Origin of the sequence: Phenylobacterium sp., assembly GCF_030651755.1 — a bacterium.
Lineage (GTDB): Bacteria > Pseudomonadota > Alphaproteobacteria > Caulobacterales > Caulobacteraceae > Phenylobacterium.
On record NZ_JAUSBZ010000022.1, the window covers coordinates 1 to 18530 of the forward strand.

General features: G+C 67.7%; 14 protein-coding genes. 8 read left to right on the top strand and 6 right to left on the bottom strand.

Annotated elements, in window-relative coordinates; translation table 11 throughout:
• Both Q7V15_RS01785 and Q7V15_RS01790 read right to left on the bottom strand, forming a co-directional pair.
• Nucleotides 1-1304, bottom strand: a 1304-nt coding sequence (locus Q7V15_RS01785; RefSeq protein ID WP_304753332.1) for a S10 family peptidase, incomplete at its 3' end; no start/stop codon positions are given.
• Between the two features lie 153 nt (nucleotides 1305-1457).
• On the bottom strand, nucleotides 1458-1940 hold the full coding sequence (locus Q7V15_RS01790; RefSeq protein ID WP_304753334.1) for an Lrp/AsnC family transcriptional regulator: 483 nt from the start codon (nucleotides 1938-1940) through the stop codon (nucleotides 1458-1460).
• Nucleotides 1941-2102: 162 nt separating this feature from the next.
• Between Q7V15_RS01790 and Q7V15_RS01795 the strand changes: the two genes are divergently transcribed.
• The 6 genes from Q7V15_RS01795 to Q7V15_RS01820 all read left to right on the top strand — a co-directional run bounded on the left by Q7V15_RS01795 (nucleotide 2103) and on the right by Q7V15_RS01820 (nucleotide 11522).
• Nucleotides 2103-3269: a pyridoxal phosphate-dependent aminotransferase gene (locus tag Q7V15_RS01795; RefSeq protein ID WP_304753336.1), complete on the top strand. Its 1167-nt coding sequence runs from the start codon at nucleotides 2103-2105 to the stop codon at nucleotides 3267-3269.
• Nucleotides 3270-3557: 288 nt separating this feature from the next.
• Nucleotides 3558-6503: a TonB-dependent receptor domain-containing protein gene (locus Q7V15_RS01800; protein WP_304753337.1), complete on the top strand. Its 2946-nt coding sequence runs from the start codon at nucleotides 3558-3560 to the stop codon at nucleotides 6501-6503.
• Between the two features lie 113 nt (nucleotides 6504-6616).
• Entirely contained in the window at nucleotides 6617-7555 is a 939-nt protein-coding gene (locus Q7V15_RS01805) for an ornithine cyclodeaminase family protein (RefSeq protein WP_304753339.1), read from the top strand.
• Nucleotides 7552-8877: an APC family permease gene (locus Q7V15_RS01810; protein ID WP_304753341.1), complete on the top strand. Its 1326-nt coding sequence runs from the start codon at nucleotides 7552-7554 to the stop codon at nucleotides 8875-8877. Before Q7V15_RS01805 ends, Q7V15_RS01810 begins: the two co-directional genes overlap by 4 nt.
• Nucleotides 8877-9815: an ornithine cyclodeaminase family protein gene (locus Q7V15_RS01815; protein ID WP_304753342.1), complete on the top strand. Its 939-nt coding sequence runs from the start codon at nucleotides 8877-8879 to the stop codon at nucleotides 9813-9815. Before Q7V15_RS01810 ends, Q7V15_RS01815 begins: the two co-directional genes overlap by 1 nt.
• A 9-nt stretch (nucleotides 9816-9824) precedes the next feature.
• Nucleotides 9825-11522 (top strand): hypothetical protein, encoded by a 1698-nt coding sequence (locus tag Q7V15_RS01820; protein ID WP_304753344.1) that lies wholly within the window; start codon nucleotides 9825-9827, stop codon nucleotides 11520-11522.
• Nucleotides 11523-11542: 20 nt separating this feature from the next.
• On the opposite strand, the gene Q7V15_RS01825 is transcribed toward Q7V15_RS01820, so the two are convergent.
• A complete protein-coding gene (locus Q7V15_RS01825; RefSeq protein ID WP_304753346.1) occupies nucleotides 11543-12031 on the bottom strand; it encodes a type II toxin-antitoxin system YhaV family toxin in 489 nt (162 codons plus the stop codon).
• Nucleotide 12032: 1 nt separating this feature from the next.
• Nucleotides 12033-12359, bottom strand: a complete 327-nt coding sequence (locus Q7V15_RS01830; protein WP_304753348.1) for a type II toxin-antitoxin system PrlF family antitoxin — start codon at nucleotides 12357-12359, stop codon at nucleotides 12033-12035.
• Between the two features lie 198 nt (nucleotides 12360-12557).
• On the opposite strand from Q7V15_RS01830, the gene Q7V15_RS01835 reads away from it, so the two are divergent.
• Nucleotides 12558-13175 carry a YceI family protein gene (locus Q7V15_RS01835; RefSeq protein ID WP_304753350.1) on the top strand — a complete coding sequence of 206 codons (618 nt, stop codon included), beginning with the start codon at nucleotides 12558-12560 and terminating at the stop codon, nucleotides 13173-13175.
• A 47-nt stretch (nucleotides 13176-13222) separates the two neighbouring features.
• On the opposite strand, the gene Q7V15_RS01840 is transcribed toward Q7V15_RS01835, so the two are convergent.
• Nucleotides 13223-15247 (bottom strand): amidohydrolase family protein, encoded by a 2025-nt coding sequence (locus Q7V15_RS01840; protein WP_304753352.1) that lies wholly within the window; start codon nucleotides 15245-15247, stop codon nucleotides 13223-13225.
• 10 nt (nucleotides 15248-15257) lie between these two features.
• Entirely contained in the window at nucleotides 15258-16793 is a 1536-nt protein-coding gene (locus tag Q7V15_RS01845; RefSeq protein ID WP_304753354.1) for a hypothetical protein, read from the bottom strand.
• Between the two features lie 248 nt (nucleotides 16794-17041).
• On the opposite strand from Q7V15_RS01845, the gene Q7V15_RS01850 reads away from it, so the two are divergent.
• Entirely contained in the window at nucleotides 17042-18490 is a 1449-nt protein-coding gene (locus Q7V15_RS01850; protein ID WP_304753355.1) for a S10 family peptidase, read from the top strand.
• Nucleotides 18491-18530 lie beyond the last annotated feature (40 nt).

Sequence of the window (18530 nt, forward strand, 5' to 3'; positions counted from 1 at the left end):
CGGAAGTTGGGGTTGCGGGCGAACACCTCGCTGACCGCGCTCATGAAGGGATAGTCCGAGAAGGGCGAGGCCGGGCCCTCGGCATAGCGCCAGCCGGCGGTCACCGGGCTTCGAGTGCTGTAGTCGCCCAGGTCCCCCACCTTCAGGGTGTCACGGGCATAAACCTCGAAGGCGGCGATCAGCGCCTCGGGCAGGACCCGCGAGGGATCCGCCGCCCGTTGGCCAGGGGGGGCGGACGGACCCGTATAGCGGGCGTCGGCCATGCCTAGGGTCAGGCCCTGATCTTTCAGCAGCTCGACCCGGAAGCGCTCCTTGGTGATCCGCAGGTTGTTCTCGACGTAGAAGGCCGCCGGGATGCCGCTATAGGCTTCAAGCTTCTGGGCGATGGCGGCCCGGGCCGCGGGGTCCAGATCATCGCCCTGGGCCAGGGCGGTCAGGTATTCGGTGCGCGCAAAGACACGCATCTCGGCCATCCAGGGCTCGAAGTCCTGGCCCTTCAGGTCGGCCTTGCCATGCCACCAGGCGGTGGCCGCCAGGGTCGGCAAAGACACCACATAGCTGATGATGTTCTGCGGGCGCTGGACGTACTCGACGATGTTCATGGCCTGGCCCATGAAGATTGCGCCGCGCAGGTTCTGGTCCTGCGGCAAATCCTGAATCTGGCGGGCGGCCACCGCCGCGCGGATGGTGCCATAGCTCTCGCCAAACAGGTGCTTGGGCGAGGCGGTCCGGCCATTGGCCGCAGACCAGGCGACCACGAAGTCGGTGAACTGTCGGGCGTCGGCCTCGACGGAGAAATAGGCCTCGGGATCGACGCCCTCGGCGAAGCGGCTGAACCCCGTCCCGGCGGGATCGAAGAACACCAGGTCGGCGACATCGAGGACGGTGTAGGGATTGTCGACGATAGCGAAGCTGGCCGGATCGGCGCTGAGATCGTCGGGAACCGCCAGGCGGCGAGGCCCAAATGCGCCCATGTGCAGATAGGGCGAGGGCGAGATCGGGCCGCCGTTGAACACGAAGATCACGGGCCGCTCAACGCGGGCCAGGTCCCCGGTCGCCAGATAGGCGGTGGTGATCAGGCGCACGCCGGGCGCGCCATCTTGGCCAGGCAGGTCCAGGGCCTCGACCTTAGCGCGATAGGTCACCGGCTGATTGTTGAAGACCCCCTGATGAGTCGTGACCACCGGGGCGCTCAGGGCCACGGGCCTGAGGCTCGGCGAAGGGGCGGACTGTGCGTGGGCCTGGCCCAGGGCCAGCGTCGCGCAGACGCCGATCAGACCTAGACCTCTTCCGACAAACCCCATGGCCCGGTTCCTCCTGAGTTTGAGGTGAGCCTAGCTGCGGATGGCGGGATTTTCTTCCCATTGTGCGCAACAGCCCGCGGCCGGCTTGGATAGGCTATGCGTCTTGCTGGTCTCCCGGATTTGCGCGTGTTTCTCCCGGCAGCCGTCTCCCGCCTATCGGAACTGGCGATGGCGCAGGGGCACCGCAGTGGTGGCTTTGGACTCCGACAGGGTGACGATGGAGCGCACGTCCACCACGCCGGGCAGCTTGAGGATCGTGGAGAAGATGAAGTCCTGGTACCAGTTCACGTCAGGCGCCAGAACCTTCATCATGCAGTCCATCTCGCCGAACACCGCGTAGCATTCGAGGATTTCCGGGATCTCGTGGATCGCCTTGAAGAAGCCTTCGCGCTCCTGGTCGGTCAGGGTGTTCATCTTCACCTGCGCGAAGACCTGCATCTTGAACCCCAGCATCTCACGATCGAGGATCGCCACGGTGCCCTTGATATAGCCTTCGTCCTTGAGGCGCTGGATGCGCCGCCAGCAGGGCGACTGGGACAGGCCCACCCGTTCGGCCATCTCCGCCGTGGAGAGCGAGGCGTCCTTCTGCATCAGGTCGAGAATCTTGATGTCGATCGCGTCCAGAGCCGACGGCATATCTTATGTCTCCGTATCTCTCAGTGAGCATAGCGGATGCGGACATGGCCGCTGTCAAGGAACACAAAGGCAAGAAAAACCACAGTCCGTAACTAGGATCACTTCGTGGGCGCCCGTCGCTTGTGTGGCGGGGCAAGGAGTGCGGGCCATGGGGATGCGGCCTTGAATTCATCGAGCGTGCGACTGAGCCTCGCCCTCGAGCAGGGGCTGAAGTCGGGAGCCGTGGGCGGTTACACCGCCTGGGTGCGCGAGGTGATGCGCGCCGTGGCCGCCGAGCCGCGGGCCGTGGTTCTTTTTGACTCAACCATCCGCGAGCCCACCGATCTCCTGGCCGGTCTTGTGCGCCGCGCCTTCCAGGATGGTGTGACCGACCGCTATGAAAGCACCTTCGCCGGGGGCAATCGCTTCGTGTCGGCCGCGGTGGCGGCGCGCCATGGGGTCGACCTCGACCAGGTGATCTGCACCACCGGCGCCACCAGCGCCATGGCCATGGCCATGCGCGCCTTTGTGAGGCCGGGGGACCATGTGATTGTCGAGGCGCCCGCCTTCGACCTGCTTCCGGCCCTGGCGCAGGAGGCGAAGGCGCAGATCACCCCGCTGCCGCGCCGCGCGCCGGATTTCGCCATCGACCTCGACGAGCTGGCCGGACTGGTCCGGCCCGACACCAAACTGATCCTCCTGACCCAGGTGCATAATCCTTCCGGAGCGGTGCTGGACCCCTCGGCGCTGCGCGCCATTGGCGCGATCGCCGAGCGGGTGGGGGCCCGGGTGCTGATCGACGAAGTCTATGCCGACTTCGCCGGGCTGGGATCAGCCGTGGGCCTGTCTGACGCCTTTGTCAGCGCCGGAAGCCTCACCAAGGTGCAAGGCCTGTTTGCATTGAAGTGCGGCTGGGCGGTGGGCTCCAAGGCCAATATCGCCGCCATGCAGGCCGCCAATCCCCAGGGCGATCTCGGGGTCTCCAAATTGTCCCACGCCATCGGCGCCCTGGCCCTGGAGGACATGGCGCCCTTTGACGCCCATTGGCGTGGCGTTCTGGCGGCCGCCCGACCGGTTCTACAGTCCCATGCCGCCGCCATGATCGCCGATGGCTTGATTGAGGGGGGGCCGCCGGCCGTGGGCTGCATGTATTTTCCAAAGGTCGTGGGTGTGAGCGACACCCTCCAACTGGCCTCCTGGCTATGGGAGGCCGACCAGATCGTGGTCGCCCCAGGCGAATTCTTTGGTCAGTCTGGCCATATCCGCATCGGCTTTGGCGGCGACGCCGAGGGCCTCGATGTGGGCCTGAGCCGGCTGCACGCCGCCTTGCGCCGCCGGAGTGTGACTTGAAGAGCCGTCGACCCACGTCCTGGCGCGTCTGCTTAGATGCGACATTCCGCCTTTCGCAGGCCTCGGCATTCAGCATGCAGAGTGACTTGGTTCGTTGCATAAACGATTTGCGACGGGGCCATGACGCTGGAGCTTTCGAAAAGAAAAACCGCGTTTCGCGGGCTAGCTTTGAATTGACTGCAATCGCTTGTCTTCAGCTTCGGCGAGCGCACCCAAACTGAGAAATATGGGGCGTTTCGGCTGGAGTTCTGGGGATTTTGGGGGCCGTTCCGGCCGTTGGGGGATGCTATGAGCTATCAGACGATCCGGGGGCGCCTGCTCGCCACCACCATGCTAGGGGCGGCCATGGCCGCCGCCCTGTCAGCGGCGCCCGCCGTGGCGCAGGCGACCGACGCGACGCAGATCCAGGAAATCATCGTGACCGGATCGCGGATCCGGCGGGTCGACACCGAAACGGCCGCCCCCGTCCTGACCGTGGATCAGCAGTCCTTCACCGACCGCGGCGTGGTCCAGGTGGGCGATCTGATGAACCAGATCAGCTCCAACATCCCCAACTATCCGATCGCCGCGGGCTCCGGTACAGCCGCCGGCGCCGGCCAGCAATTTCCGAACCTGTTTGGCCTCGGCCCCGGCCGCACCCTGACCCTGGTCAATGGCCGACGCTTCGTGGCCTCGTCCAACGGTCTCGCGGGCTCCTCGGTGGACACCAACATGATCCCGCTCGGCCTGCTGGACCGGGTCGAGGTGGTGCAGGGCGGCGGCGCGGCCGTCTATGGCTCCGACGCCATCGCCGGGGTGATCAACTATGTGCTGAAGACCAATTTCGAGGGGATCGAGCTCGACGCCCAGACCGGCATTTCCTCGCGGAGCGACTATCCGGTCCACGCCCTGCGCGGGACCTTCGGCAAGAACTTCCTGGACGCCCGGGGCAATGTGGCCCTGAACCTGGAATGGTCGCAGAACGACTCCCTGCTCGACTATGACCGTCCGCGCAGCAATCTGGGCCGGATCACCGTGCCGAACCCGGCCAACACCTCCAACACCGACGGCATTCCCTCGGTGAAGGAAATCTTCGACGCCCGGTTCTGGGAGTTCAATCCCAATGGCGTCATCTTCACCACGCCTGCGCCCGTGCCTGGCTTCCTGCTCGGCCAGCAGTTCACCTCGGCCGGAGGGATCGCAGCCTATAATCCCGGCTCGATCCAGGGCGTCCCCTTCGCCAGCGGCGGCGAGGGCCAGACCTATCGCGAGCTGGCCGCCCTGCGCACCGGCGTCGAGCGCTTCAGCGCCAACGCCATCGGCCATTTCGACCTGACCGACCGGGTCCGCCTGACTGGCGAACTGCTCTATGGCCGCACTGAGGGGACCGACCCCTATGCGGCGCAGTCGAGCTACACGGTCCTGAACAACGCCGCCTCAGGCGCCGGCGTCATCACTTTCACCCGCACCAATCCCTTCCTGTCCCCGGCGACGGTGGCCCAGCTCACCGCGCTGCGTCCGGCGTTCGGGGCGGGCGCGCCGCTGTTCCTGTCCAAGTGGTTCGACGACCTCCTGCCGACCCGCGAAGGCAGCCAGGTGACCGAGAGCTACCGCGCCCTGGCCGGCCTGGAAGGCGACTTCGACTTCGCCGAGCGGAACTTCTACTGGAGCGCGACGGCGAGCCGTGGCGTGACCGAAGGCCGCCAGGAAGCCTGGGGCGTCGACACCGCGCGCTTCAACAACGCCATCAACGCTGTGCGCAACAGCGCCGGGACCATCGTCTGCGCCATCAACGCCGACGCCAGCACCGCCAATGACGACGCCGCCTGCGCGCCGATCAATCCCTTCGGCAATGGCAATGTCTCGCCGGAGGCCCGTGCCTACGCCACCGTCCAGACGGGCCAGGAATTCTACAATGTTCAGGACAACTTCCTGGCCACAGTCGGCGGGGACCTGTTCACCCTGCCGGCCGGCCCGGCCAAGTTCTCCCTGGCCTACGAATATCGTCGCGAAAGCGCCAAGTTCGTACCCCTTGAGGCCTCCCAGCGGGGTCTGACCGGCTCGCGGGTGCCCACCGTGGCCACCCGCGGCGAGTACGACACCAACGAATACTCGGCCGAACTGCTGGTCCCCATCCTTGGCGGCGATGTGACTCTGCCCTTCGCCCGGTCGGTCGAGTTCGAAGGCGCCTTCCGGCGGGTGAAGAACTCCCTGGCCGGCAGCGAGGACGTCTGGGGCGCTGGACTTCGCTGGGAGGTCTTCGATGGCCTGACCCTGCGCGGATCGCGCAGCCGCAACTTCCGCGCGCCGACCCTGGAGCAGCTGCTGGCGCCGTCCCGCACCGCCCTGGCCAGCGTCGGCCAGGACCCCTGTGACGCAGACCGCATCAGCGGCGGTCCGGCCCCGGCCACGCGCCTGGCCAACTGCCAGGCCCTGTTCGCCGCCAATCCCAGCTACGGCCCACTGGCCACCTTCCAGAACCCCGCGGAGAATTTCGCCGCGGCCCTGGTGACCACCGGCGGCAACCCCGACCTGCGCAACGAAATCTCCGACACCACCACCATCGGCTTCATCTTCCAGCCGACCTTCGCGCCGGGCCTGACCATCGTGGTCGACCGGATCGAGGTGGACCTGACCGATGGTCTGTCGCCCTTCACGCCGCAGAACTTCATGGAGACCTGCTACGACTCCAGTCCGCAGCCGGCCGACATCTGCAGCCGCTTCACCCGCGACGCCACCGGCGCCACGGCGACGGCCCAGACGACCACCTTCAACGCCGGTGAGGTCACCTATCGCGGCGAGACCTATTTCGTCGGCTACACCTTTGCGCCGGGTCGCTTCTTCGGCGACGCCGACTGGGGCAATCTCGACCTGTCCATCGAGGCCACTCACACCGCCAAGCTGGAGACCTCGGTCACCGGTTTCGACCGCAGCCGGCTGGAAGGCACGGTGGCCAATCCCGACTGGACCACGCGCTTCGACGCCCGCCACGTTCGCGGGCCCGTCCGCCTGACCTACTCGATGATCTACCTGCCGGAGGTGAAGGCGACCCCGACGGCGACCATCGAGAACAACCCCAACCCGATCATCGAGCGCAACATCCGCCACAGCGTCTCGGGCCAATATGATTTCGGCAAGTACACGGTGCGGGCCGGCGTCATCAACCTGACGGACGAAGAGCCGTCCTATCCGACCCGGAACTATGGCGACATCCTGGGTCGCCAGTACTATGTCGGCCTGAACGCCCGCTTCTAGGGCGGACCAGGAAAGCGCCGGGCTGCGCTCAGCAGCCCGGCCGACCTGCGGGGGCGGCGCGGTGACCCCACCATCGCCCGCCCCCGTCTCCATCTTCGAGGGAGGCTCGCCGCATGGCCACGCAGGCCGCCGATCCCATCGTCATCGACGCCGCCGGTGTGCGCGAGAGCCTGACCTACGCCGCGGCGATCCCCGTGGTGCGCGAGGCGATGGTCGCGCTCTCCGATGGCCGGGTGCGCCAGCATCTGCGCAGTTTCATCGGCCTGGGGGAGGGCCGCACCTTCGCCATCATGCCCGCGGCCCTGTCGGCTGACGGCGTCTTTGGCGCCAAGCTGGTCAGCGTCTTTCATGACGGAACCGGCCGCAAAGCCCATGAGGGCCTGGTGGTGATCTTTGACGGCGCCACCGGGTCGCCGGTCTGCCTGGCCGATGCGGCCGAGGTCACCGCCATCCGCACCGCCGCCGCCAGCGCCGTGGCCACCGACGCCCTGGCCGCCCCGGGCGCGCGCAGCCTGGCCATACTGGGCCTGGGCAAGCAGGCCCTGGCGCATCTGGAGGCCCTGAGGCTCGTTCGCCCGCTGGACGACATCCGGGTCTGGGGCCGGGACTATGCCCGCGCCCGGGGTTTCGCCGAGCGCCATGGCCTGCGCGCCTGCGCGACGGTGGGCGAGGCGGTGGACGGCGCAGAGATCATCTGCACGGTGACCGGGGCGGTCGATCCGATCCTGGAGGGGCGTCTGGTCTCGCCCGGCGCCCACGTCAACGCCGTCGGCTCCAGCGGGCCTGGACAGGCGGAGATCGACACCGACCTGGTGACCCGGTCCCGCTTCATCGTCGACCACCGCGAGCATGTGCTGGCCCATGGGGGCGAGTTCCTGCGTTCGGGTCTTCCCGCCGATCACATCGCCGCCGAGATCGGCGAGGTGCTGGCGGGCGCAAGGCCTGGCCGCACCGCCGCCGACCAGATCACCATCTACAAGTCCCTGGGTCATGCGGCCCAGGACCTGGCGGTCACAGACTGGCTCTATCGCCAGAAGGACAAGCGACCATGAGCGAGCCTGCGCCGCCTGCCTCCGATACGACCGGAATGCTCCACAGGGGCGTCGATCTCTGGGCGGTGATCTCGCTTGGCCTGGGGACGGCGGTGGGGGTGGCCATCTTCTCGGTGATCGCCCCGGCCACGGCGCTGGCGGGACCCGGCATGCTGCTGGCGGTGCTGATCGCCGCCGTGCCGATGTTCGTCATCGCCGTCACCTACGCCTTCATGGGCTCAGCCCTGCCGACCTCGGGCGCCTCGTTCGAGTGGTCGCGGCGGTTCGTCAGCCCCTTCCTCGGCTTCATGATCGCCTGGCTGCGCATCGTCTCCAATCTCGGCGCCATCCTGGTCCTGGCCCTGGTGCTGATCCGCTATCTGAACATGGTGGTCCCGCTGCCCACCAAGCCGGCCATGTTCGTGGTCTTCGTCATCTTCTGGGCGGTGAATATGATCGGGGTCGGCGTGGCCGGCCGCCTGCAGGTCTTGATGATCGCGGCCATGATCGGCCTGTTCGTCCTGTTCGCCGCCTGGGGGGCGCCGTCAATCGCCCCGCAGGCCTATGAGCCGCTGCTGCCCCAGGGCTGGGCCGGGGTCTTCGCCGCCATCCCGCTGCTGATCGGCCTGTTCTTCGGCATCGAATCTTCCACCGAGATCGGCGATGAGGTGAAGAACCCCCGTCGCACCATCCCGCTGGGCCTCGCCCTGTCGATCCTGACCGCAGTCGCCCTCTATCTGATGGTGGCCGGGGTGACGATGGGGGTCTTGGGGGCAAGCGCCCTGGGGGCCAGCGACACCCCGCTGCTGGACGCCGCGGAGGTCTTCATGGGGCCGCTGGCCAAGCCGCTGATCGTCACCGCCGCCGTCGTGGCCATCGGCACCTCGATCAATTCGCTGTTCCTCGGGTTTTCGCGCAACCTCTTCGCCATGGCCCGGGCCGGCATGCTGCCAGCGGCGATGATGAAGGTGCACGCCCGCACCGGCGCGCCCTATGTCGCCCTGACCGTCATCCTGGTCGGCGCGACCCTGGGCCTGGCCGCGCCGATGAACCTGACCGCCCTGTTCCTGGCGGTGAATATCCCGACCCTGATCAAGTACGCCGGGGTCAACTTCGCCGCCGCCGTGGTGGTGCGCCGGCACCCGGAGATCTATGAGGCGGCCACCTTCCGCCTGTCCAAGCGGGCCACCCTGTTCTGGGCCTATGCCGGCACGGTGATGGCGGTGATTGTCGCCCTGTTGGGCCTGGGCGCCGACTGGACTCCGTATGCGGCCCTGGGCGTCTGGGCGGTGTTGGGGACCGGCTACTACGTGGCCTTCGTCCGCAAGCGCGAGGTCGCCTGATGCGGGTCATCGGCCAGGAGGAGGTCCGCGCGCGTCTGACCTACGAGGTCTGCATCCCTATCGTGCGAGCGGCCATGATTGCGCTCTCTCGTGGCGAGACCCGCCAGCTGCTGCGCTCGATCATCCCCCTGGCCCAGGGACACATGTTCGGGGTCATGCCCGGCGCGCTGGGGGAACGGGCCTGTTTCGGGGCAAAGCTGGTCAGTGTGTTTCCGGAGAACTTCGCCCAGGGCCGCCAGTCCCACCAGGGTGTGGTGGTGCTGTTCGACGGGGAGAGCGGCGCCTCGATCTGCGTCGCCCATGCCGGCGAGATCACCGCCATCCGTACGGCGGCGGCCAGCGCCGTGGCCACTGACGCCCTGGCCCGTCCCGAGGCTCATCGGCTGGCTATTCTGGGCTATGGCGAACAGGCCAGAACCCATCTCCGGGCCATTTCCAGAGTGCGGCGACTGACCGACGTCCGGGTCTGGGGCAGGGACCTCGCCCGCGCGGACGCCTTCGCCGAGGCGATGTCCGCCGAGACCGGCCTGGCCGTGCGGGCCTTGGCCGGGGCGCGAGCGGCGGTGCAGGACGCCGACATCATCTGCACCCTCACCAGTTCGAAGACCCCCGTGCTGCACGGCGCCTGGGTGGAGGCCGGCGCCCACGTCAATCTGGTCGGGTCGAGCTATGCCGGCCCTGTGGAGGTTGATCACGATCTGGTGGTCCGCGCCCGCCTGATCGCCGACAGCCGCGAGGGAGTCCTGGCCCAGGGCGCCGAGGTGCTGGCCGCCAAGGCCGCCGGGCTGATCGATGACAGCCACGTGGTCGGCGAGATCGGCGAGGTGCTCGATGGCCGCCTGGCCGGCCGGCAGTCCCCCGACCAGGTCACCGCCTACAAGTCCCTGGGACACATCGTACAGGACCTGGCCAGCGCCCAGGCCCTGATGGAGCTCTAGACCCCCCTCATGAACGCCAAGTCCCTGATCCTTGCCGCCGCCCTGTGCCTGGGCGGCCTTCCCGCCGCCGCAGCCGAGCCAGCGGCGCTCACCGTCCGCATCGCGCCGGGCCAGATGGATGAGGCCCGGGGCCTCGGTCATGTGGACATCACCTTGACGCTGTCGGACGTCGACGCCGCGGCGGGCGAGGTTCTGGTCAGCCTGCCCATCGTCATCGCCAATACCGAGACCGCAGCCGAACATCTGATCGGGCTGACCGCCCGGGACGATCAGGGGCGCGTTCCCCTGCAGGTGCGCGATGATCCCGAGGCCCTGGTCTATTCGCGCCACTGGCTGGCCGGCCGACCGGTGAAGGGCGAACTGGTGGTCAGCTATCGCGCCCCCATCGACAACACCCCGCCGCGGCGGGGATCAGGTCCGCCCTATCAGCTGCGGACAGAGGGCGGGGGCTTCTCGGCCGTGGGCAACACCTTCCTCCTGACGCCCCAGGGCGGCCGTGACTATCGCGTCGCCATCGACTGGGATCTCAGCGCCATGGGGCCAGGCGCCTCGGCCACCTCCAGCTGGGGGGAGGGCGATGCGGTCCTGCCCGGGGCCGGCCCGGCTGAACGCCTGTGGTCGGGGGTCTTCATGGCGGGGCCCATGAAGCGCTATCCGGCCGAGCCCCAGAACAACGGCTTCTCCGCCGCCTGGCTGGGCGAGCCGCCCTTTGATCCGGCGCCGCTCATGGCATGGACCGAGACCCTTCACACCTGGATGAGCGGTTTCTTCCAGGAGACCGAGGAGCCGCCCTACCGGGTCCTCCTGCGGTTCAACCCGATCAACGCCGGCGGCGGGGCGGCCCTGACCAACTCCTTCCTCACCACCTACGGCCAGGCCACGACGGCCGAGAGCATCAAGGGCACGCTCGCCCACGAGATGATCCACACCTGGACCTCGCTGGGTCCTGGCCAATGGTACTCCGAGGGTAATGCGGTCTTCTATCAGGCCCAGCTGCCCTGGCGGGCGGGGCTGATCTCCACCGAAGACTATCTGCAGGACATCAACGACACCGCCCGGCGCTATTACACCAACGCCCTCAACGACACGCCCAACGACCAGATCGCCGCCCGCTTCTGGGAGGACACCCGGGTCCGGACCCTGCCTTACGACCGGGGCGGCCTGTACTTCGCGGTGCTGAACGATCGCATCCGCAAAGCCTCCGCCGGTCAGCGATCGGTGGATGACCTGATCCTGGCCATGATCGCGCGGCGCCGGGCGGGCCTGCCGGTGAGCGAGGCTGACTGGCAGGACCTGGTGGTCGCCGAGCTGGGGGAGGCGGGCGGCCAGCTCACCGCCGACATGTTGGCGGGCGGTCTGATGCTGCCGGAATCGGACGCATTTAGCCCCTGTTTTGCGCGCATAACCCGCCCTTTTCGCCGCTTTGAGCTGGGGTTTGAACCCCGGTCCCTGGTCGGTCACGTCAAGACCATCGCCGGTCTTATGCCGGGCTCAGAGGCCGAGAAGGCCGGCCTGAGAAACGGCGATGTGGTGACCTATGCGGTGGCTATGGATTCGGTGCAGGGCGATCCCGACCGCACCCTGACCCTGCAGGTGACCCGGGACGGCGAGACCTTTCCCATCACCTATCTGCCCCGCGGCGACTGGGTGGAGGCCTACCAGTGGGTCCGCAAACCCGAGGTTCCCGAGGCCGCCTGTCGGCCGTGAGGGACGGCCGCCGACCTGGGCTAAGCTGGTCTGACTGATGCTGCGCCCAGACGCTTCTGGGCTTCCGGTTCGCTCGCGGCTGCAAGGAGCGCCGCCCAGTCATCTGGCGGATCGCCCTTGTCGAGCATCTTGCGGAACACCGCATAGGCGTCCGACTTTGAACCATAGGTGCGCAGCGTGGTCTCGTCGTTCACCCAGACATAGAGGATGATCTTCGAACGCGTGCTGTAGCGGAAGAAGAGGCGGAACCGACCCGCGCCGAACTTCGCTCTGAACCAGTTCTTCCGGTCACGGCCCCGGGTTCCGCCCTGCCGATATTCAGGTCGGGTTGGGTCCTGTGGGATGACTTCGAATACAAGGTGACGCAGGGCCGCGAGCAGCTTCGCATTGGCTGACCCGCGCCAGCCCTCAGGATCTGTTTCTCGTTGGCGTTCGACGGCGTTCGCGAGCCTCTCGAACTGATCGAGAAACAGCGGGTGAGTCACCAACTGCCACCCGTTGACGACCATTCTAGAGATCGACCGCGCCGTCGATCGGCGCATCAAGATCGACCTCAGTATCCCCCGCCAGCGCAGTGAGCCGTGCGGCGAGTTCCGGAGAGAGTTCGGAGAGTCGCTCGGGCCGATGGACGATGTCTTCGGCCAGGAAGGTCAGAAAGCCGCTGATCGCTTCGTCGTCATGTTCGACATCAACCCGATGCACTGAAACCCCCCGCTCATCCACACGAAAGGAAATCTTGTCGCCGTAGTCTACGCCGAGCGCTTGGCGAACGGACTTCGGAATGGTCGTCTGACCCTTGGCGGTGATGGTGCTGACTTCTTCGAGCAGTGTGGACATGGTGGGGCTCCTCAATCGGCAATATAAGTAAGGAATATGCCTTACCTGGTCAAGGCGCGGGGCGCCTGGCCTTGACGCCTGTCGGCCGTGAGGGACCCATGGCGCCACAGGCTTCGACCTTGGCGCGGGCGACCTCTATGCTTACCTCCGCAAGCTGGCCGCCGAAGGCGCCGGCCAAGCAACATTGAGAGGTCGATCATGAAATCCCACCTGTTGGCCGCCGTGGCGGCGATTGTCCTGGCCTCGCCTGTCATGGCTCAGGCGCCGGCCATGCCGGGCCAGCCGGAAGCCTCCCGCGTCGTGGCTGGCAGCTACAAGGTCGACACCAACCACACCCAGGTGGTCTGGTCGGTGGATCATATGGGCTTCTCCACCCTCTACGGCATGGTCGGTGAGATGACCGGGACCCTGAACCTGGATCCCGCCAACCTGGCGGCCGCCAGCCTGTCGATCGACATTCCCCTGTCGGGCCTGACCGTCACCTCGGAAGGCTTTGCGAAGCACCTGGCCTCGGCCGACTTCTTCGAGGTGGAGACGTTCCCCACCGCCAAGTTCGTGTCGACCTCGGTGGTCGCCAACGGCAATGAAGCGAAGATCACCGGCGACCTCACCCTGCACGGCGTCACCAAGCCGGTGGTGCTGGACGCCAAGCTGATGGGGGCCGGCGCCAATCCGATGAGCAAGGCCCAGACCGTGGGCTTCACGGCCACCTCGACGCTCAAGCGCAGCGACTTCGGCCTGGGCTACGCCGCCCCCGTCGTCTCTGACGAAGTGAAGCTGAAGATCACCGCGGCCTTCGAACTGGCCGCTTCCTAAAGGACGCAGCCCGGCCGTCCCACCAAGGGCGGCCGGGCGTCTGCCGGCTAAGGCGCCGGCGTGACCGGTGGCGGGGCTGCGAACGGCTTCACATTGAGGTGGTCGTAGATTTCGGCCGGGTAGTAGACCACCCCGCCGACCATGGTCATGCGCACCTTGCGGATGTCGCTGATATTGGTGGTGGGGTCGCCGTCCACCAGGATCAGGTCGGCGAGCTTGCCCCGGGCGATGGAGCCCAGCTCGTGATCGCGGCCGAAATAGCGCTCGGCGTCCAGGGTGGCCAGACGCAGGGTCTTGGCCGGCGAAATCCCCGCCATCACATAGACTTCCAGCTCCCGGTGCACCGAGAACCCCGTGCCGTCGTCGGTGCCGGGCAGCAGCTGGATATTGTTGTCATCCAGCAGCTTGAGCACCTCCAGCACCTTGCCGAAGCCGGCCTGATAGGCCGCGTCGGTCTCGTACTGGCCCTCGCCCAGGGTGACGAAGGAGCGCTTGCGATAGCGCTGATAGGCCACCGGCACATGGTCGAAATAGGGGGCGTCGGCGGGATGGACCTGGCCTGAGCGGCTGAGCATCAGCCGCTCCAGGATCATGGCGGTGGTGTCCAGCGCCTTGCCGTTCTCGCGCATGTGGCGGACCGTAGAGGCGACCCGCTCCGAGGTCAGGTCGAGGTCGGCGGCCCGCGCCATGCCCGTCAGGCGAAGGGGCGTGCGGGTGTCTTCTTCCGGATCGAGGATCCAGCCCAGCATCAGCTGATTGATGTGGGCGATGTCGTCATAGCCGTCCAGCAGGACCCGGTCGGGGCTGGAAAAGGCCGGCACATGCCCCGTAACGCCCATGCCCAGGCGCCGGGCCTCGGCGGCCAGGGGGGCCACCCAGTCGGGGTTCATGGAGTTATAGATCTTGATCTGCCAGTAGCCGCGCTCGGCGTACCAGCGGACGTTTTCCAGGCCCTCTTCCAGGGTTTCCGGGATGAAGCCGTGGCGAGCGGAATAGGGGCTGCGGCCTTCCAGGAAGCCATTGCGCACGATGCGCGGACCGGCCAGTTCGCCGGTCTCCAGCCCCTCCACCATGCCCATCAGCCGGTCATTGTCATTGCCCTGGTCCCGCGTCCCGGTGACGCCGGCGGCCAGGTAGAAGAGGTTGGAGGAGAGCGAGGTGTGGGAGTGCATGTCGTGCAGGCCCGGCATCAGGGTCCCGCCCTGTCCGTCGATCACCACCTGACCTTCCGGCGCCGGGGCGTCGGTCTCGGGCTGGATGCTGGTGATCCGATCGCGGAAGACGACCACGGTTGAAGGGCCGCTGCGGGTCATGGTCTCCGGATCGAACACCCGGACATTGCGGATGCGCACGGGCGTGTCGAAACGGTGGGCGAGCTTGGCCTGGGCGGCCTTGGCCCGCTCCAGAGTGATATCCTGGGCCAGGGCGCCCAGGGCTTCAAGGTGGCCCTCATAGCCCTCGCGGATCAGGCCGCCGCCCAGAATCCCGAACATGTCGCCGCGGGCGTCGACCATCACATAGCTGGGGGTGAGATCGACGCCCGACAGCTCATAGACCGTCAGCTTCACCGCCCGGCCGCCTTCGCCCAGGGTGATCTTGCGGACCTCCTGCAGGCGCATGGTTCCCGACGGCAGGGCCGGCAGGGTCTGGCCCGGCGCCTTGAGCAGGGCCTTGACGTATTGACCGAGGATCCAGGGGCTGCCGTCATTGGGCACATAGAGGGTGGGACCAGAGACCGTCGCCTGGCCCTCATCGGCCTGGCTGACCCACCGGGCGGCGTCGCCCTGGCGGCTGAAGCTCTCCTGCACCGGGCTGCCGAACAGGGAGGAGCCTTCGATGGTCCAGGTCACCGGGGCGCCGGATGCGTCGACCGTGATCTGTTCGCGGGCCTTGGGGCCCCGGCCGTTGTTGTCGATGGCGAAGTCGACCGACGCGGTGCGGCCCTCCACCTCGGCGACCAGGTGGCCGACCTTTTCCCCGCCGGCCATGGCGACGTACCGGTGAGTCGCGGCTTCCGCGGCGCCGGCGAAGGCCATCAGGGCGGCCAGGAGGAGGGGGCGAACAAGCATCATCTTTAAAGTCCTACCAGTTGCGGCAGAGGTCGTCGGGGACGTTGGTCAAACGCACCCATTCATAGCGATCGACGGGGCCGCGGCCCTCGATCTCATAGGTCTTGTCGCGACGGGCGAAGCAGGGCCCGAATGCGTTGGGATGGGGGGCGAAGGCTTCGCCGCGCAGGATACGCGCCTCGAACTCGGCTTGAGCGGCCGGACCGATTTCGGCGCTGACCAGGGTGATCCAGGCGGCGTGGTCGAAGATCTCGCCGGCCTGGCGGGCTTCAAACATCGGGCGCAGCACGGTGTCGAGGGTGCGGGTCCCGCCAGACTGCTCGCGGATGCGGGCGTCCAGGTCTGCGAAATAGAAGGCGCCGCGGTGATAGGGGATGTGCCGGATATCCCCATCGGCGAAACCCACCGCGACGATCTCCTGTGCGGTCATGTCCTGGGCCGCCAGGCCATACAGGGCTTGCGCCGAGTTGTTGATGTGCGCCCCATAGGCGTCCACGGAGTCCAGCCCGCCGCGCAGCATCATCAGGCGGGTATAGTGGGTGGTCAGGCCTTCGGTGAACCAGCTGGTCACCCCCTGCGGCCCCACGATCCCGCCGACCCACATATGGACCATCTCGTGAATCAGGGTCTCGCGCGGCGAGGGCGCGGTCTCACCCTCCGCCAGGGCGCAGCGGGCGTACATGAAGGAGGCGCCGAGCGCCGTGCCGCCGCCGCAGGGCGCGCCGTCGACAAAGCGCATGAAGACCCGATAGGGCGGCACGGGATCGAGATAGCCGAAGGCCTTGCCCAGATAGGCGTAGGCGTCCGCCGCCCAGGCCATTTCCGCCGCGGCGTCGAAGGGCGCCCGGCCGAGCCAGGCGGCGTTGAAGCCGGCGCTGTCTCCGGCGCCTTCGTAGTGTCCAAAGGGGCCGGCCATGTACCAGCCCTGCATCAGCCGCGACGGCGGGCCGTCGATCTGCACATCGCCATCGCCGAAGGTGGTGCGTGCGCCCGATCCACCGGGCAGGTCGGCGAGGTCCCAGCTCAGATGTGAGCGGCTTGTCGCCGCGCCCCTGGGCAGCAGGAGGAAGCCTGAGCCGGCCCCGCTGAGGCCGCCACCCGAGGCCCGCAGGTCGAAGGGCGGGCCGCCCCGGCCGCCTGGGCTTCGCGCCCGGGCCACATAGGCCACCTCAACCTCGCCACTGACGGGCCGCTCGGCCGTCCAGTGGCGGAAATGGGGAAAGCCGCCAGGATGCGGCGGGTCATCTCTGAGGGTGAAGGTGATGGGGCCGGACCCGTCGCGGGCCGACAGGCTCTCGATGCGGTCAGCCACGCCCTCGACCCCGGCGTAGGTGATGGGGGCGGTGAGGTCGAAGTCTGATCCGGCCGGCAGGTCTAGGGTCCAACGGACCTCCAGTGCGTCCGCCTGCGGTTTGCTCCCGGTCACGGGCTTGATGTGGATCTGGAACGTGGCGGGCTCCGCCGCCGTGACGGGTTTGGCGCAGGCGGCCAGGGTCAGGATCGCCAGGGCGGTGGCGCCACAGCGCCGCCAGACTTGCATGCTGTTCATTCGCCCCTCCATCGCCAGCCCAGGGTCCTCAGGGGTGAACTCTAGCCGCAAGTCGTCGCATAGTGCTTGCGTTGTCCCCCCGCGCCCGGCAGCCAGCGCATAGTTCATGCGCCGCAAGCGCTGGCCCCCGACGGACTGCCGCGGATTGACGCCCGATCATCCGCACAACGAAATGCTTTTCTCCAGGGCGACGCATAGGCTGATCCCCATAGCGTCCGTTCTTAGATCACCCATCGCGCGAGGCCCGCATGCTGCGACATCTCCTGGTCACCCTCGCCCTCGCAGCCAGCCTGGCGAGCGCAGCTCAGGCGCAGGCGCCGGCGGCCCCTCCCGCTGCGGCGATCACCACCCATAGCGGCCTCTTCAATGGTCAGCCTGTCACCTACCGCGCGGCCGTGGAGGCCTGGCGCGTCAGTCCAGGCGAGGGGGCGGCCAGCGGCCAGATCATCACCACCAGCTATGTGCGGACGGATCCGCCGGCGGGCCCGCGGCCGGTCATCTTCCTGTTCAATGGCGGCCCGGGCGCCTCGACCACGCCCCTCCACTTCGGGGCGTTCGGGCCCAAACGACGGCTGGGTGAGGGGGCGGCCCAGCAGATGGTCGACAATCCCGACAGCCCGCTGGACGCCGCGGACCTCGTGTTCATCGATCCGGTGGGGACGGGCTACAGCCGTCCGCTTAACCCGGATGACGGCCAGGCCTTCTGGACGCCCACCGGCGACGCCCTTTCGGTCAAGGCGGTGATCGCCGACTGGCTTAGCGCCCACGGCCGCGAGACCTCGCCGCGCTACGTGCTGGGCCAGAGCTATGGCACCACCCGGGCGGCCCTGATCGCTCATCATGGCGCGGACCTGAACCTGGACGGGGTGCTGCTGTTCGCCCTGGTGGCCCGGCCGCCGGGCTTCGAGATGCCCTATGTCACCAGCCTGCCCAGCTTCGCCGCCAGCGCCTGGAGCCACGGCCGCATCCCGCGAGAGGGACGCTCGGCCCAGGACGTCTATGACCAGGCCGTCCAGTTCGCCCGCACCGACTATGTCAGCGCGCTGATCGCCGGGGCGAGCCTGCCCCCGGCGGAGATGGCGGCGGTGGCCCAGGCCATGTCGGCCCTGATCGGCCTGCCCACGGACCTGATCCTGGAGAAGAACCTCCGGCTCGGCCGCGCCGACTTCTATCTCAACCTGCTGAAGGATCAGGGCCTGCGCACCGGCCAGTTGGACGCCCGTGCCACCCGGCCCCTGGACGCCCCGGCTCAGCGGCCGCCCTATGATGATCCGGGCCTCAGCTATACGCCGCCGCGCCCGCCTGGCGAGGTTACGGGCGCGCTGCCAGTTTCGGCCGCCGGCCTGAGCGCGGTGGAGTCCTATTTCAAAGAGCACCTGGGCTTCGCCACGGCCGAGATCTACGAGTCCCTGAACCTGGAGGTTAACGCCGCCTGGACCTGGGGGCAGGGGGAGGACGAGGCCAATCAGCGGCTGGCCGAGGCCATGGCCGCAAACCCCAGACTGCGGGTCTTCTGGGCCGCAGGGCTGTTTGATCTCAGCACGCCCGCCTATGCGGGCCGCTACATGCTCGATCAGGCCGGCGTGCCGGCCGAGCGGCTGACCGCGGCCCTGTTCGCCAGCGGCCACTCCGTCTTCGTCGATCCCAAGGGCCTGACGCGGCTGAGCGCGGCGGTGCGGAGCTTTGTCGCCCCCTGAACGTCCGGCGTTTCTGTCGAATGGCTTGACGGACGCAGGG